The organism is Flammeovirga sp. EKP202 (genome assembly GCF_014534745.1).
Classification (GTDB): Bacteria; Bacteroidota; Bacteroidia; order Cytophagales; family Flammeovirgaceae; genus Flammeovirga.
Genome location: NZ_JACVVP010000006.1, coordinates 108,476 through 126,198, shown reverse-complemented (window position 1 = coordinate 126,198; position 17,723 = coordinate 108,476). Strand labels below are relative to the sequence as shown.

The window sequence follows — 17,723 nt, the reverse complement described above, 5'->3', positions numbered from 1 at the left end:
TCCTCAGCCGTTAGACTCTTAATTGAAAAATTGGGACACTATATATAAGGTGATTGAGAATAGATTAACGTGAATTATATATAAGACTAGTTATTTATTAAGGGTATTTCCCGCTTTCAGATTCTATATTTTGAAATATAGAAGTACTAAGACTAAACTATTATCTAATATTGGCTTATCTTAAATTAAAAATGAGTGTGGTTTTGAGAAGTTTGACATGGGTTTAATTCGTTGGTGTAAGGCAATTTTTTAGCTGTTTTCTATTTTTATTCTCTTACATTACATGATTTTGAGTGTTAAAAATATATTTTTTAAGTGAAATGTAATTGATACGTTTAATAAATGTAAATGATTTAAAATACACGTATACAATTGATTATGGTTTTTTATTTAAGTGATAATTCCCCAAACTATCAATTTTTTACTTTCTAAAAGTTCTCCTAAGTTTGATTTGGGTAAAGTTCTTACCAAAGAATTTTATCTGTACCTATCGTCTATTTATGAATTAGAAAAGAATGCTTACAATCTATCATCTGTGCACAAACAATTGTATGTAAACTGACCAAATTCGACCTTCAATTTAAAATTTTTACAACTGAAAAAATTATTACTTATTTTATTTATGAGAAAGTTTACGCTGACATTCTCGGTCCTTTTTTGGGCGATAATGTCTTTTACTCTTCAACTCAACTGCATTGCTCAAATAACACCAGTGGGGAGTGGTAGTTATACCACACAGCACCCTGGAGTAGATCAAGCAGGTCGTAACGGAGAACCGGCTGGAAGTCCTCAATTAAGTGAGGCGGCTATCAACAAACCAGTACCCACAAATGATTGGTGGTCAACACTTATTCAAAGTGATCATGCTGACAACTTATTCAACTATCCATTAGCCATGAAGACCACGAACGAGGGTTTAGTTGTGACTTATATTCCATGGGGAGTATTGGATGATATTTCACCTATTTTAGTTGGTGTACAAAATTTAAATGCATCAAAGACTACGATTGCAGATCATTCTGACTGGACTGTAACGATGGATTGGAATGATGGATCACAACATTTCCAAGCAACATCTGGTATCGGTATGCCATTCGTCTATTTCAACAAAATGGATGCAGATGTAGCAAGTGTAACAATTAGCCAAGGTACTGTAACGGTATCAAATGAAATGATAACGGTGGAGAATGCCCGTCATGGTGCAAGTTTTGTGATTTATGCTCCAACAGGTAGTACATGGGAACAAAATGGAGAAGTTTATACTTCGACTTTAAATGGTAAAAACTATTGGTCACTTGCTAAACTTTCTCTAAATACAACAGATGTTGCTCAAGAAGCTTTAAACCTTCAAAAATATGCCTATGTTTTTCCAACCAATACAACAGCTGATTGGACTTATGATGAAGCAACTTCAACTTTAGCAACTGTGTATAATGTAGAAGTAGATGTAAAAGAGGGAAGTAACTCTAATGTATTAATGGGACTTTTACCTCACCAATGGTCAAATTTATCATCTAATTCTCCACAACCGATTGAATTGTCTTATTCGTCAGTAAGAGGTGAATTAAAAATGTTAGATGGTAACACGTTTACGACTGAAAATACTTTCTATGGTGTATTACCAACTTTACCTTATGTCAATAATTATAGTAATGGGTTTGATGTTTCAACATTGAACCAAAAGGTAGAAGCACTACAAAACGAAAGCTTATCGACTTGGACAGATTCGTATAACGAAGGACAAGTAATGAACCGTTTGATCCAAACTGCAAGAATAGCAGATTTAACGGGTAATGATATAGCAAGAGATAAAATGTTAGCCACTGTACAGGAAAGATTGGAAGATTGGCTGACAGCAGAGTTAGGTGAAGTAGCTTTCTTATTCTACTACAATACAAGTTGGTCTGCAATGATTGGTTACCCAGCAGGTCATGGTCAAGACTCCAACTTAAATGACCATCATTTTCATTGGGGATATTTCATTCATGCAGCAGCCTTTTTAGAGCAGTATCAGCCAGGTTGGGCGGCTCAATATGGAGACATGATCAACCTTTTAGTAAGAGATGCAGCTTCTTCAAACAGAAATGATGATACATTCCCTTACTTAAGAAACTTTAGCCCTTATGCTGGTCATTGTTGGGCCAATGGATTTGCTTCTTTCCCTCAAGGAAATGATCAAGAATCAACTTCTGAAAGTATGCAATTCAACACTTCATTGATCCATTGGGGAGAGGTGACAGGTAACAAAGAAATCAGAGATTTGGGGATCTATCTTTATACTACAGAACAAGCGGCTGTAGAAGAATATTGGTTCGATATGAATGAAAGAAATTTCAAAGATGACCAACCTTATAGCTTGGTTTCAAGAGTTTGGGGTAATAGTTATGATAATGGTACGTTTTGGACTGCAGATATCGCAGCATCCTACAATATTGAGTTATATCCTATTCATGGTGGATCATTATACTTAGGGCATAATACCGCATATGTAGATAAACTTTGGGCTGAAATGACTCAAAATACTCAAGTTTTGGATAAAGTAGATAATCCAAACCTTTGGTATGATGTAATGTGGAAATACTTATCGTTCTCAGATCCAGCAAAAGCAATTGAATTGTACAATGATCACCCTGATCGTACGATGAAGTTTGGTGTTTCTGATGCTCATACTTACCATTGGCTTCATGCTATGAATGCACTAGGTCAATTGGATATGTCTAAAACGGCGGACTCACCAATGGCAGTGGCTTTCAACAAAGATGGTAATATCACGTATGTTGCTCAAAACTACGGTACTACAGATAAAACGGTGACGTTCTCTGATGGATATCAATTGGAAGTTCCTGCTGGACAATTAGTGACAAATAAAGATGTTAATTTCTCAGGCACAATTACAAGTAGTTTTGAACAAGCAGCTGTTAATGGAGCAGTTGATTTGATGGTTGATGTTAGTGGAGTAACACCTTCTAAAGTGGAGATTTTCAGTGGAAGTGAGGTAGTAGGAACTGTAACTTCTGCACCGTATGCTGTGAAAGCGACAGGTTTACAAGCAGGTTTACACCAATTCTACGCAAAAGTATATGATGGCGAAAACTTTACAGTAACTAATATTGTTAGTGTGACTGCAGGCTTCCAAGTGCCTTTTGGTGGTAATGCAAATGTGATACCTGGTACAATTGAAGCGGGAAATTTTGATGAATTCCAAGGAGGACTTGGTCAAGGAATTACTTATAATGATCAAGATCCATCAAATAATGGGAATTATAGAAAAGAAGAAGGAGTTGATAACGTATTAGAAAATGATGAAGGTGCAACTGTTGGTTGGACCGCAGCTGGTGAGTGGTTAGAATATACTGTAGATGTGACTACTTCAGGTGTTTATGATATGACTTTCCGCTATGCAAGTGGAAATGGAGCAGGTGGTGGACCTTTCTATTTATCATTAAATGATACAAAAATCTCAAGTGATATCAGTGTATCTGGTACAGGCGGCTGGTCGAATTGGAATAGTAACACGGTGAGCAATTTAGAGTTGCCAAAAGGATCTCATATTTTAAGAGTTTCATTTAATGGAGGAGAGTTTAACTTAGGAAAATTAACTTTTGAGAGAACTGGCGATTTAGGATATGATTTACCATCAGCAGATGCTGGAGAAGATTTAGTAGTTGATTTATCAGGTACAGCTCCAAGTTTAGATGCTTCAGGTAGTTCTGATCCAGGTAATGCTAGCTTAACTTATCAATGGGAGCAAGTGTATGGTCCTAGCGTATTAGTTTTCTCTGATGATAAAGCTGTAGCTCCACAATTGTCGGAAATGATTGCTGGTGAATACCTAATCAAACTTACGGTATCAAATGGTTCTTATACAAATTCTGATTTAGTGAAGATTTTTGCTTCATCAAATGGTATTTTAGCACCTATCGTGACGTTAACATCTCCAAAAGAAGGAGGATCGTTCTTTACTGGAGCAACCATTCCATTAGCAGCAGAAGCTTCTGATTTAGACGGTACAGTTCAAAAAGTAGAATTCTTTGTCAATAATGAAAGTGTGGCAATGCTGACCGAAGCTCCTTATACTTTTGATTGGAGTACGGAGATGTTAAATACATATAGTGTTTATGCATCTGCGACAGATAATGATGGCAATGTAACCTCTACAACCCCTGTTTCAATCACTACTAAAGCACCGCCATCTTGTTCTGGTACAGCTGAAAATGGTCATTATGATTATGTACTTTCTGACGATAAAAATAATCCTACCGTAACTTTTGTTCCTAATGAAGTAGGAATGGGTTCTTCAGTTTGTATTTTATTCTTAAATATCAATGGAGGAGGTCTTGCAGGTTATAATGTTAAGCCAAATGAGCCTTACACTATTAATGCTCCTGAAGGTACACCAATAGAGTTCTATTATACGTATTCTCATCCAGATGGTGGTGAAAGAAATACATTAGACAATCCACATTTTTATGTAATCGGAACTTGTGTTTCAGCTCCTGTAGATGAAACTTTACCAATGGTTTCAATTACATCTCCAATGGATGGAGATTCATTTAAAGAAGGAACTACGATTAAGTTGACTGCTGATGCATCGGATTCAGATGGTACGGTAGTAAGTGTAGCGTTTTATGCCAATGATCAATTGATTGAAACAGATACTCAAGCTCCATTTGAAACAGATTATACAGTTGCATTAAACCAAAATAATATCAAAGCGGTAGCGACCGACAATGACGGAAAAACAAAAATCTCAGATCTTGTAAAAATCACTGGTAAATCTGGAGATGTTTGTGGCCAAGGTACAGCAGCAAACGGACACTTCTCTTATGAAATCACTGAAGGAAGTGATCAATCATCAGTTACTTTTATTCCTATTGTTGAGGGCGTTGGCAACACCGTCTTAATTTTCTATTACTCTGTAGATGGTGGAGGAATCGGAGGACACAATGCTAAGCCCAATGAACCTTTCCCAATCAATGCATCAGCAGGAAGTACAATCGAATTCTATTATACTTATAACCACCCTGAAGGTGGAGAACGTAATACAGCAGACGATCGTCAAACTTTTGTAGTAGGAGATTGTGATACAAATTCTCCAACTGAGCCAATTGTAAAACTAAAAGGAATTACTCCAAATAGTAAATACGTATTAGGATCTTCAATTTTATTAGAAGTAGAGGTTCTAAATGCAACAAAAGCGATTACAAATGTAGAATATTTTGCAGGTGAAACAGCATTAGGTTCAAGTACTACAGCACCTTATTCTTATAACTGGACATCTAATGTTAGTGGTGAATTAAAATTAAAAGCGGTAGTTACTTTTGATGACCAAAGTACATTAATGTCATCAGAAGAAATGGTGGCTGTTGGTCAAATTCTACCATTTGGTGATACGCCATATGTAATTCCGGGTACAATTGAAGCGGGTAATTTTGATAAATTTGAGTTCGGTTCAGGTCAAGGGATTACATATTTAGATCATTCTAACATCAACCAAGGTGGCACTAGACCAGAGGAATTGGTAGACGTTGTTGCTGAAGGTGAAGAAGGAAATACTGTTGGATGGGTGCAAGCTGGTGAATGGTTGACTTATACTGTTCAAATAGGAGATTCTGGCCTTTATAAATGTGATTTTAGATACGCTTCAGGAAATAATGAAAGTAGAGGACCATTCTTCTTTGAATTGGATGGACAGAAAGTTTCAACGAATATTGATGTAGATGCTACTCAAGGTTGGGGTGATTGGGTAACGGCTTCTGTTTCTGGAGTTCAACTTTCAGAAGGTAAGCATGTGTTGAAAGTGAATTTTGTTGGTGGTGAGTTTAACCTTGGTAAGATGAACTTTACACTAGAATCGAAAAATGAATTACCAACAATTAGTTTAGTAACAGCAGATGGTAATACTGACTACGATTTAGGGGCTACCATTACTTTCAATGCAACAGCCGATGATACAGATGGAACAATTGCTCAGGTAGAGTTTTTTGAAGGAACAACTTCTTTAGGTGTTGTATCTACAGCTCCGTATACATTGGACTGGAAACCTTCAACTGCTAATTCTTACAGTATTACAGCTGTAGCGACAGACGATAAAGGAGCGTCTGCTACTTCTGCTGCCATTTCAATCATGATTAATACAGTGGTAGAAAATGTGCCACCAACGGTTACGGTAGGAACATCAGATGACCTTGTAGAGTATGAATTAAATACCACGATTACATTGACCGCAAATGCAGCGGATACAGACGGATCAGTAACACAAGTGGAGTTCTTTGAAGGAACGACTTCTTTAGGTGTTGTCACTGAAGCTCCGTATACATTGGATTGGAGACCAGTAAGTCTTGGCACTTTCGCTATCACTGCTATTGCCACTGACAATGAATCTGCTTCAGTGACTTCAGAAGTTTTAGAAGTAGAAATCGTGGAAGGTAATGTGACATCAATTGAGGATGAATCAATTTCAATTCTTCATTATCCAAACCCTGTTAAGGATGTTCTTACTTTAGAATTTCTAGAAACCAAACAGGTTGTGAAGCTTTATGATTTGAATGGTAGATTATTAATTGAAGAGTCTACGAGTCAAAGAGTATATAAAATGAATTTAGGACAACTTCAGTCAGGTGTTTATGTTCTAGAAATTGAAGGCACTCAATCTTATAAAAAGATAAAAGTGATCAAACAATAAAATTGATTTAAGAGACTGACCTAATTCTACCCTGTTGTTGAAAATACAGCAGGGTAGATTTTTTATGTTTGGAGCTTCATATTGAAGTGTTATCACATTGTAAGCTAAGTTTTCGTATAACTTATACTTCAATGCCAGGAGGAGTACTACCCAACTAAAATGGTAGAAAACTCAATGGCGCGAATGTTAAGCGTTAGCATCATTCGTGTCCTTAAGATCATCAGAAATCTCCTGATTTCTAAACAATATAAATAACGAAAATTTAGTTTATGGTGTAGTTGTTTATTATCAATTTCCCATATTTCTATCTATTAGCTTCAATAATGATGCTCTTAAGACGTTTTGACAATACATTTATTAAAAAAAATGAAGATTTACTATTACGTTTGATTTGCTTCGGTTAATTGTGAATACGATCCAAATTTTATTTTATAAACAAGTAATAGAAAAATGGAATATTTTGTTGAAACTTATCTGGTATGTTATAAAAATTGAATTACAAATATTAACCAACTTAGCTTTTTAGGTGAAAAATATCTAAAAAAATAATAATAGACTTTAATAAATTAAGAAAAGACCCTTTACCCTCCTACATTTGTTTAGTACTGTTTTGTGGATTTCTACTAAGAAAAGTCCATAACTTTCACTAAAACCAACACTCTTCACAACACTCAGATCGCATTTTGAAAAGGTCTAACTTCACTTAATTGATATATGCTAAAACTACCAATCATTACTACGCTTGCAATTATTTTGCTCGCTTTTTGTACTCAAATTAATGCTCAGGAAGGTCCTGAAGTAAATTTAGAAGAAACAGGTATCTGGAACGGAGTGTACTTAAAAGTCCGTTTTTCAGATCGATTCGGCTATTATGGAGAACATCATTATAGATCAAGAAACGCTATAGATGATGTAACTTCATTTGTAGGCCGACCAAGACAAGTTTATAACCGTGCGGGGTTAAATGTTTACATCAATGATTATTTCGAGTTTGTAGTGGGTCCCACAATGGTGGTCAACTTCTCTCCAGACCCAGGAAGTGATTTATATGAAAGTTATACATTAGAACATCGTATTTGGCACCAATGGCTTTTCAGAATGCCTACTATGGGTAGGGTGAAAATGTACCATCAATTCCGTTTTGAACATAGATGGAAAAAAGACAATGATATAGGTGCCGAGTATGATTATACCAACAGATACCGCTACAAAATGTTCATGTACATTCCAATCAATAAGAGGAAAATTGAAAAGAACACACTCTATTTTTCACCCAGTATGGAAATTTTTATGCATTCTGGTGGATCAGTTGGCTTCAACCCTTTCGAGGATTTCAGAACGTACAATGGTTTTGGTTATGTCGTGAATAATAATATTACACTTTTCGCAGGTCACATGTGGACTTTAGGACAGAAATCAAGTGGATATCAATATAAAACCAGTCACATCTTCCGATTCAATGTATTTATCGGTTTAGATACACGTAAAAAAGGAAATTCTATTCCAAAAATAAACCTTGGCTATTAACATGAAAAAAGTACTAATACTTATTATATTCTCGTTATTGTGCGGTACTATTTATTATTACAGTACACATATCCGAGATTTATCGAAGAAGATTCAATCGTTAGAACAGAAAGAGGTTGAGCTAGAAATCTTGTCAATCAAGAGTAAGGCCGATTCGCTACTTTTGTTGCATCATTATGATACAGCTTTACATTATTACAGCATAATGGATAGTATCAGTAATACCACTGATTATACCGAAAAAGCATGGTCGTATATTAATGAACAAAAACTGCCATTTGATAAAATCAATGAATTAGAAAAGAGGTATTATCATAAGGAAATCTATATTAAAAATTTAAAGAGAAACCAGAGGCACTTATACGATAGTATTAAATTCTATAAAAAGAATAACCAAGTACTCGCCAAGCGTAAAGGTGCTCTTGAGGAAAATATTGAGCATAATCAAAAAGAAATCAAGAGTCTTAAAAAAGAATTAGTACTCAAGGATAAGGAGATTAACCGTTTGGAAATTGTCAATCATGATGGTGCTGAAATAAAGTATATCGGTGAAGTGTTAGACGGTAAAGCCAATGGATTTGGTTATGCTGTTTTTGAAAAAACAGGTTTCTACGAAGGGTATTGGGAAAACAACAGACGAAATGGTCATGGCCTCTATACTTGGGAAAATGGAGATCGTTTTGAAGGAAATTTCAAGAACGGAACGAGGGAAGGTTTTGGTGTTTATTATTTTAATTCGGGAGAAAGGTATGAAGGTTTTTGGAGTGATAATCTAAGAGAAGGTTTTGGCGTAATTTTCGATAAAGAGGATAAGAAAATTTTTGAAGGGATTTGGAAGAAGGATAAACCCAAAAACAAGAAACAAGGGATGAAAGGTTAGTAGTAAACCATAAAATGAAAAGAGGTAGTAAAACATTACCTCTTTTTTGTTTTCTTGACTAGGAATGATAGTTTTATTACTTGTTAGATTTGCACAAAGAATTGATATATTAACCCACAAAACCTATTACATGCTATTCTATATTTGCTATGAAAGTGAAATGTACCTCCTATAACAAAGTTAGATGTGTACTTATTTTTTTGAATTAAAGTATTGAAAAGAACGATGAAGATTACTTTAAAATTATTATGGACAACCTTGATCTTTGGCTGTATTCAATTGACCTATGCTCAGAACAAAGCACCACAATCAGTGGAAGAACTCTGGAGAAACTATAACCCTAAATCAGAACCTTTAAATGTAGAAGTGTTGAAGAAATGGGAAAAGGAAAATGGAAACTTTGAATATATTCGCTTTGATCTTGGTCAATTGGAAGGAACGAATAAATCAGCTTCTCCTAAAATTAGTGCTTACTATGGTTATCCAAAAGAGGCTGAAAACGTTCCTGCAGTACTACACCTTCATGGTGGTGGGCAAAGAGCCGAAAAGTCAAGAGTGGAATTTTGGGTGAAATTAGGTTTTGCATGTATCAGTATCAATTGGGGAGAAAAAGAAGTGGAAGAAGGTTTGCCAAATACAGATTGGGATGGTATCGCAGCTGGATTCTTGGGTAGAGAAGAAGGTTTAATGCATTGGAATGATGTTACTGCAGGACCTAACACTTTATATAGTGAACCTCATCCAATGAACAGTAGCTGGACTTTAGTTGCAATGGCAGGGCGTCGTGCATTGACATTTTTGGAAGAAAGACCGGAAGTGGATGCAACAAAATTAGGTGTTGAAGGGCATTCAATGGGAGGTAAGTTAACAGTTCAAGTTGCTATTGATTCTCGTGTAAAAGCTGCTGCTCCTTCAGTAGGTGGTACTGGTTATTTACATGAAGATTTATGGGGTTTGCCTCATAGTAAGAGAGGAATGCAGAAGGACTTAGAATATTACAAACAAGTTGTCGACTGTCAGTCGTATTGGCCAGAAATCAATACGCCAATTTTATTTTTAGGGTCAACAGATGATTTTAATTCTCCTCTTGAATTAGTGATCAAAGGAATGAGTACACTACCGAAAAAAACAGAGAATATTTTGGTTTTGGCACCACATTTAAATCATAGATTTACCGACAATACTGATGCCGCTCGCTTTGTATGGATGCAGTCTCATTTACAAGGTAAAGTAAAATTCCCTAAAACATCTGCTACTGAATTAAAGCTAAAGACTAAAAGCGGAATTCCTGTTTTCAAGGTTAAACCCGATGAAACATCAGGTTTGCCTATTGAAAAAGTGGAGGTATACTATGGCTATTCTAGAGATCCAAGAGTACGTTTCTTCAGAAGTGCAATTGTTACTAAAAAAGGAAATTCTTATGAAGCAGAATGTCCTGTATTCGACGCAAAAGAGCCTTTGTTTGCTTTTGCAAATATCACTTACAATGTGGGATATGAAATTCCTTCACGACCAGGAAGAAATGCAACAAATTCTATTACTGTAACTTCTGAATACCAAGCAGCATACCCTGAAATGTTGGCAGAAGCAAAAGTGAAAGCAACAGAGTACAGACAAAATAAAGTAGATGATTTTAAAAATGGGATGCAAGATTGGTATACTCTTTACCCTACAAACCGTCAACATTGGTTTTATAGTACAAGAAAAGTGATAGACCCATCATTTATGGGGCCAGAAGGTGGAACACTAAAAATTGATTTAGTCACAACAGAAGCAAATAATAAAATCTCAGTAGAGATAGTTACGAATCAGTGGTTGTCTTATACAGGTAGAAGAAAAGAAGAGTATACGGCAGTTATAGAATTACCCAACAAAGGTTTAAATACAATTGAGTTAGTAGCATCTGATTTTAAAACAACAGGAGGTAAGCCATTAAAAGACTGGGATGAGTTGACGGAATTATCATTACAGGCAGCTTGGAAAGCAAAAGGTAAATTTAAAGTAGATGATAGATGGTCAGGTGAATCACCAGAATTAAAATCAATTCAATGGGTTGGTGGTGACTATTCAAAATGGCGCCGTTTCTATCCTCATGAAAAGAGAAATGATCAATCCCTTCAAAAGGTAATCAATTTTGATAATGAATTTCAAGATGCCATTGATCAGTCTGTAAAACTAGAAAAGCAAGACAGCTCTCAGTAAGTCAATAAATACATTGTAAACTAAGTTTTCGGATATTTATAGTATTAAGAAATCAGGAGATTTCTACTGATCTGTAGGACACGAATGACGCTATCGCTTAACATTCGATCCAGTGTGTAAATCTCATCAAGCCTACTTCATATACGTAGATCTTGATGAGATATCATTTTTTATCATCACCTATGATGGCCTAATCAGCAAACCTTCATTTATTCAGTAATTACTCTATAGTATGAAAATATATCATCAATTTCTTTGGCTCTTTGTTTTCTTATTTAGTGGAGCTTCATGTGTTCACGAAGCATCACAAAATACCGCAGAAATTAACAATCAAAAGCCAAATATCATCCTTATTTATGCTGACGACCTCGGTCCTGGTATTTTAGGGTATAATGGTCAAACCAAAATTAGAACACCTAATATTGACCAGTTAGCGAAAGACGGAAAGATATTTACAAATGCCTATGGCTCAAATGTATGTTCACCTGCCAGAGCATCTATTTTAACAGGTTTGAATAATGCTCATGCTCCTATGCCTACTCCTGGTGGATTACAATGTCAATTGGCGGCAGGTTTAATAGATCAGGCAACTTTTGATAAGAAGATCTATAGAAAACAGAATGAGGGGCATTATTATATTGGGCAAATGGCTCAAAAAGTAGGATATAAAACCGCTTACATTGGCAAATTAGGTTTTGGGTATTCTGATACCTCAGAAATGATTGATAGCTACGGCTTTGATTATCATTGTGGATTACTAGATGCGGTGATGTGTTGGAGTTTTTATCCACCCCACTATTTTGAAAATGGTAAAAAAATCCCACTTCTTAATAATCCCAAAGTGACTAAAAAATCTCCAACATGCCTATTAGTTGGTGAAGATAGCATGACTTATTCGGAAGATATTTGGTTAGAAAAAGCATTGACCTATATTGAAAATAAGAAAGAAGACCCTTTCTTCATGATTTATGCAACTCAGTTACCTCACGGACCTGCTTCTATCGCTCCAAAAGATTATGTATACAAAAACAAAGAGGGGTGGACCAAACAAGAGAGAGTCTATGCATCAATGATTCATAAATTGGATCAATCGGTAGGAAGTATAGTTCAAAAATTAGAAGAGTTGGGTCTAACTGATAATACATTAATTGTTTTTGCCAGTGATAATGGACATGAAATCCAATCATATACAACGGTCAATCCCAATGGCATCGATCCAAATTTGACTTATGATTATGATACATATACTTTTAATCAAGCCATTGTGAAACCTCAAAAAAAGGCAGAGTTTTGGGATGGTCATCACAGAGGAGAAGATATATTTAACGGTACAAGAGGGGAAAGAGGAATGAAAAGGCATAGTTATCAAGGCGGAATTCATCTACCTTACATCGCTAAATGGCCAAACAAAATAAAAGCATCTACAAAGAGTGATTTAGTAATTACGGATTATGACTTTATGCCCACTATTGCTGATTTGATCCATGGAGAAATAAAACAAACAGATGGTATTTCCTATCTACCAACATTGATTGATAAAGGTGAACAACAAAAGCATGATTATATTTTCTTCAAAAACACAACAGGAGTAGCAAGAGATGTTTTAATCAAAGAAGGTTGGAAATTGGTGAATGAGAAAGATGTGAAAGCAAGTGATTATGCTAATAATACTAGTGTATATAAATGGGCACTTTATGATTTAACAAACGATCCTTATGAAAAGAAAAATGTTGCTTCAGAGTTTTCATCTAAAGTAATTGAAATGAAAAAACTGATCAAAAAGGCGAATTACCCTATTCAATTAGCCCAATAGATTGAATGAGCCGAAGATGAATCCTCCATGAACATTTGTTTGTGGAGGATTTTTTTGTGACCTATTATTACCAATAGCGCTTTAAAACTAAATTCTTTCACCTATCTTCATCTTATTAATAATATCAACCACTTTTTAATGGCAAAAACGCTACTTTTTCTACCTGATATTTCAGGCTTCACCGAGTTTGTTCAGACCACTGAAGCGCAGCATTCACAACACGTTATTGCTGAATTATTAGAGGTCATGATTGAATCCAATACCATTGGGTTGGAATTGGCAGAAGTAGAGGGGGATGCTTTATTTTTTTTTAAAGAAGAGATGCCTTCTTTAGAACAATTACTCGCTCAGATTGAAAATACTTTTACAGCATTTTATTCTCACTTAAAATTATTAGAGAAGAATAGAGTTTGTCCGTGTATGGCTTGTACCACGGCTCCTCAATTGCAGTTGAAAATAATTGTACATTGTGGAGATGTAGAATTTATTACGGTTCAAAATAAAAGAAAACCATTTGGTGCCGAGGCGATTGAGGCACATCGCTTAATGAAAAATGATGTCAATAGTGATAATTATATATTGATCAGTGATGCTTTGGCCAATGAAATTATGTTACCGGCTCATTATAAGAGCAAGCTTTTTGATTTTCAAGAAGGTCAAAACGAATACGATAATAAGATTGTAAAATACCTTTATTCTATACTAGATAAGGATCACCTTAAACTCAAACCTTTTGCAACAGCTCAGAAAGTCGATTTGAATAGATCCGCAGATATAACTTACGAGGTAGAGCTTTATTGCAATGCACAGGAAGGAATTGAATGGGTTTCAAATTATGCGAGAAGATACGAATGGGCTGAAGGTGTTGATCAATTTATTTATAATGAACATGAGGTGACCCGCTTAGGGACTGAGCATACATGCGTTATCAATGGTAAACATTTAAATTTTGTAACGGTCACTAAAAATGATGCTTCAGCTGCTTCAGGTTTGATTTATGGAGAGATGACAGACGGCCCCCCATTTGTGGATAAAGTATATCAATTTTATACTTTTCAACCTATTAACGCACAAAGGTCAAAACTGATCGTTGAAGTGTATTTAGAGGCAAAGTCAATCTTTAAGAAAGTCTTTAAAAACTTCTTTATTAAAGATGTATTCAAAAAAGGGATTGTAAAAAATATTGACAATCTGAGTGAAAAGACAAAAGAAATAGCATTAGGAGAATAAGCTGAAATATTCTTTTATAAGCATCAACTAAATACATTGTAAACTAAGTTTTCGTTAACTAATATAATTACTTTTATAAAGGGTAAATGGTAGTGTATTGTGGTTCGCGAGGACGTTTTACTAAAACGTCCCTACAGTACTACACTATAGAAGAGGATTATAAAACCCTTTTCTTTTGACTTGTAATTAGACAATCATTTCGTAGTCTCTCCCCCGGCCTTGAAGGGAAAAGCGTTAAGAATTTCATGTATTGAGCCGTTAAAATGATTTTCTTGTTCGAGCTTTAGCGAGTTTAAAATCATTTAGGTGAGAGAAATGGAATTTAGCTTTTGACTTCAAAGCCTTGACTTTTTTGCTTCGTTTTTGTGTTAAGACAAAAATGAAGAGGAAGGAAATTTGAAAGTAGATCCTATAAATGTTTGTAGAAAGATGGATTGAAAGTTGACGATAACTTAGTTTGTCGTGTATTTGCTTTTGTTCTCATATTTAATTGTTTTAGATTCTTTATTTTTGTAATCATTATTGATCATAGAAAGTGTATGTTAGAGAAAAAGCCATTATTAAAAAAGGGAGTTTTTAAAAAGAAGATTTCCAAAGCGGAACAATTAAGAGGTACAAAGGATGTCATCTCCAAACGTTTTGATCATTGTGTAGCAAGACATAAAGAATTGGATCTTCAAGGAAAGCTAGGTGTAGAAATTCGAAAGTTTTTGAAGAAGAGAAGAGAAAGAGGTTTTGCTGTAGAAGAAAAAGTATTAAAACAGCACATTATTCAGATCAAGAGAAATTTGTTGAAAGAAAATCAACTCCTAAAATAAATAGTATTCTATGAACAAGAAACCTCCTTTTATCAATCATATTAATGATGAATGGGTGAAAAATACCCTGAAATCAATGAGTTTAGATCAAAAAATCGGTCAACTTTTTCAAGTGGCTTGTTTTTCTAACCGTGATGAAAGCCATACCACTGAAGTATTAGAATTGATCAAAAATTATCATTTAGGAGGTTTGACTTTTTTTCAAGGTGATGCTGTTAGTCAAGCTAGTTTGACCAATCAATATCAGGCGGTTTCTAAGGTTCCACTTTTTATCAATATTGATGCAGAGTGGGGATTAGGAATGCGTTTGACGGGTTGTACAACATTCCCTTATCAAATGGCTTTAGGAGCAATTCAAGATGACGATTTGATTTTCCAAATGGGAAAACAGATTGCCAAAGATTGTAAGCGTTTAGGAGTTTGTTCACCATTGGCGCCAGTTGTCGATGTGAATAATAATCCTAAAAATCCTGTTATCAATTACCGATCATTTGGTGAAAATAAAGAGCTTGTTGCCCAAAAAGGTATTGCCTATATGAAGGGTTTGCAATCAGAACAAGTACTTGATAATGCTAAACACTTCCCTGGACATGGTGATACAAGCGTGGATTCTCACCTTTCTTTACCTGTCTTGCTACATTCTGATGAGCGTCTAAAAAGCTTAGAATTGTATCCTTTTGAAAAATTGATGGAGGAAGGATTAAGTAGTGTCATGACGGCACATTTATCAATTCCGACATGGGAAAAAGAAGAAGGGGTACCTGTTACTTTGTCTGAAAAAGTACTAAGTTCCATTTTATTTGATGAATTAGGTTTTGAAGGTCTTGTAATTACTGATGCATTAGATATGCAGGGTATTACAAATACATTTCACAATGGAGAGGCTGATTTGAAAGCTATTTTAGCAGGAAACCATATCATTACGAACAGCCAAAATGTAGAGAATGGCTTTCATAAAATTAAAGATGCCATTCATGAAGGTCGTTGGATTGAAGCACAATTGGATCAAGTCGTTACCAAATTATTGGCGATGAAAAAGTGGGTGGGGTTAGATCATTATCAACCTATTGCCATCCATCAATTGGAACAAGATCTACACTCTGAAGCTTCATATCAATTAAATCAAAAATTGGTAAAAGCGACAATAACACAAATCGGTTTGTCACCTTTCACTGCACTTGAAAAAAACAGTGAGATTGCTTTTCTTCAAATAAAAAATAAAACCAAAACAGTTTCTGAACGTGATAAGGTAGTGCACCACTTAAAACGAATCAATGAAACGGAAGAAGAGTTTCTGAGGGAGAAATGTTCTGAATATGGAGATTTCTATCAGTGGAACTCTGATGAGGATGAAAACAACCTTTACGATATCCTTTGCCGATTGAATACTTATAGAAGAGTTATTGTATCCATTCATGGTATTAATATCAAACCTTTCAATCATTTTGATATTCATGAAGCAGTGAGAGAGAATCTAGTAAGTGGGTTGGGGGATACTGAAATCACACTTTTATATTTTGGGAATGCTTATGCTCTAGACGAATTAGATGAGGTTGAAAAAGTAGACCATATTTTTGTGGCATATCAAGATGGTTTATATCAGCAAAAGGCGGTCTTTGAGGCTTTACTTGGAGAAACAACAATGGGTAAACTTCCAGTTTCAACCCAATTTTACAGGCAAGGTGAAGGCTATTAAAAAAGTATGCTAAACCGAAACGATTTAGCATACTAGGATCTTTGATGTCAAAAAAGTGTTGTGTAATTAAACGTTAAACATTTCTGAGCATTTCATACTCTTTCATTTTGACAAGAGTATAAAGCTCATCAGCAAGAGCATCGTTAGAGATATGTTCTCTATCGATAATTTCATCATAGGTAATAGGAATAGCTTGGGATATAAATTTCAAGAAGTTTTTACGCTTTCTGGCTTTTCGTTTCACCACTTCAATGGCGTAATTTTTAGGAAGATCGTTTTTTAAAGCGTATTGTGTTGATCTATATTGATCAGATGCTTTTACTTTGATTTTTAAACTGTTATCTAATCCTTGAGCAAAGAAGCTTGCACCTCTACCAAGGAAGACCACATTGCCTCTTTCAAGGTAAGAGTTGACTACAGTTTGTAAAGCATCTTTCAGGTTATCGTCTAATTTGTTGTGGTAGATATCCAATCCGTACATGATTTGTTCAAAAATGCTTTTGTTTTGGATAGGAACAAATTCATTCAGCTTATCGATACCTACTTTGAGTTCTTTTGAAATTTGATATAAAACGGTTTTATCAATTAACTTCCAAGGTCTTTTGAGCATATCAAAACCTACTTGATCATCATTTAGTTGTTTTACTAATTTTTCAGCAGCAGGTCTGATGTTTGTTCCAAACTTTCGAGACAATGTGACAATCATTCCTTTTGATTCAGGAGTTTTGACTTGTCTATTCTCTATATCTATCAGGTAATTATAAATATCAGGTTCCATGGCTTTATGATTTTAGGTTGTTTTGGTTATTAATTTATATATGTAAATATTACACTTAAAATATAATTTTTCACTAACCAATATCACTAAAAAA

9 protein-coding genes are annotated in these 17,723 nt (G+C 35.0%); 8 read left to right on the top strand and 1 reads right to left on the bottom strand.

Annotation, left to right across the window (positions count from 1 at the left end):
* The first annotated feature begins 622 nt into the window (after positions 1 to 622).
* The 8 genes from IC221_RS05220 (at position 623) to IC221_RS05185 (ending at position 16,851) form a co-directional block, all read left to right on the top strand.
* Positions 623 to 6,685: an Ig-like domain-containing protein gene (locus IC221_RS05220; RefSeq protein ID WP_188167956.1), complete on the top strand. Its 6,063-nt coding sequence runs from the start codon at positions 623 to 625 to the stop codon at positions 6,683 to 6,685.
* 714 nt (positions 6,686 to 7,399) lie between these two features.
* The gene (locus IC221_RS05215) at positions 7,400 to 8,212 is read left to right on the top strand and encodes a DUF2490 domain-containing protein (protein ID WP_188167955.1); all 813 of its coding nucleotides are present in this window, start codon (positions 7,400 to 7,402) and stop codon (positions 8,210 to 8,212) included.
* 1 nt (position 8,213) lies between these two features.
* A complete protein-coding gene (locus IC221_RS05210) occupies positions 8,214 to 9,092 on the top strand; it encodes an MORN repeat-containing protein (protein WP_188167954.1) in 879 nt (292 codons plus the stop codon).
* A gap of 225 nt (positions 9,093 to 9,317) precedes the next feature.
* The gene (locus IC221_RS05205) at positions 9,318 to 11,294 is read left to right on the top strand and encodes a S9 family peptidase (RefSeq protein ID WP_188167953.1); all 1,977 of its coding nucleotides are present in this window, start codon (positions 9,318 to 9,320) and stop codon (positions 11,292 to 11,294) included.
* A gap of 232 nt (positions 11,295 to 11,526) precedes the next feature.
* Positions 11,527 to 13,107 (top strand): sulfatase-like hydrolase/transferase, encoded by a 1,581-nt coding sequence (locus IC221_RS05200; protein ID WP_188167952.1) that lies wholly within the window; start codon positions 11,527 to 11,529, stop codon positions 13,105 to 13,107.
* A gap of 138 nt (positions 13,108 to 13,245) precedes the next feature.
* Positions 13,246 to 14,337 carry a DUF2652 domain-containing protein gene (locus IC221_RS05195; RefSeq protein WP_188167951.1) on the top strand — a complete coding sequence of 364 codons (1,092 nt, stop codon included), beginning with the start codon at positions 13,246 to 13,248 and terminating at the stop codon, positions 14,335 to 14,337.
* 539 nt (positions 14,338 to 14,876) lie between these two features.
* On the top strand, positions 14,877 to 15,155 hold the full coding sequence (locus IC221_RS05190) for a hypothetical protein (protein ID WP_188167950.1): 279 nt from the start codon (positions 14,877 to 14,879) through the stop codon (positions 15,153 to 15,155).
* Between the two features lie 10 nt (positions 15,156 to 15,165).
* A complete protein-coding gene (locus IC221_RS05185) occupies positions 15,166 to 16,851 on the top strand; it encodes a glycoside hydrolase family 3 protein (protein WP_188167949.1) in 1,686 nt (561 codons plus the stop codon).
* Between the two features lie 73 nt (positions 16,852 to 16,924).
* Here the strand turns inward: IC221_RS05185 and IC221_RS05180 are convergent, their stop codons facing one another.
* Positions 16,925 to 17,629 carry an AAA family ATPase gene (locus tag IC221_RS05180; RefSeq protein ID WP_188167948.1) on the bottom strand — a complete coding sequence of 235 codons (705 nt, stop codon included), beginning with the start codon at positions 17,627 to 17,629 and terminating at the stop codon, positions 16,925 to 16,927.
* Positions 17,630 to 17,723 lie beyond the last annotated feature (94 nt).